The sequence below is a fragment of the Pseudomonas sp. PDM30 genome, from assembly GCF_019218985.1.
GTDB classification, from domain to species: domain Bacteria; phylum Pseudomonadota; class Gammaproteobacteria; order Pseudomonadales; family Pseudomonadaceae; genus Aquipseudomonas; species Aquipseudomonas jessenii.
In genome coordinates, this window is the sequence record NZ_JAHUWM010000027.1 from 1 (window position 1) to 443 (window position 443).

The following is a 443-nucleotide window of genomic DNA, read 5'->3' on the forward strand; positions in this document are numbered from 1 at the left end:
CTGGGTGTCGACGCCGCCGAGGCCGTCGCTAACCTGCACGCTGAACACTTCGTTGTGACTCTCGCCCGCCTTCAGCGACTGCACCGCACTGGCGACACCATTGGTGCCGTTGGCCAGGGTGTAGGTCCACTGGCCGCTGTTGTCCACGGCGATCGAGCCATAGGTGCCGGTATTTGACCCGGCAATACTCCAGGTGGCGGTGGCATCGTGGTCGATGTCGACCGAGCTGAACTGGCCGCTGACGCTGAGCGTGCTGTCTTCCTGCACCGAGCCCGCATCATGGCCGGTCGCGAAGCTGAGCACTGGCGCGTCATTGCTGCCGGTGACGGTGATAGTCACCAGTTGGGTGTCGACGCCGCCGAGGCCATCGCTGACCTGCACGCTGAACACTTCGTTGTGACTCTCGCCCGCCTTCAGCGACTGCACCGCACTGGCGACACCAT

Annotated in this window: 1 protein-coding gene; it reads right to left on the reverse strand. The window is 64.3% G+C overall.

Annotated elements, in window-relative coordinates; all coding sequences use genetic code 11:
- Positions 1 to 443, reverse strand: a 443-nt coding sequence (locus KW840_RS28310) for a VCBS domain-containing protein (protein ID WP_218498468.1), incomplete at both ends; no start/stop codon positions are given.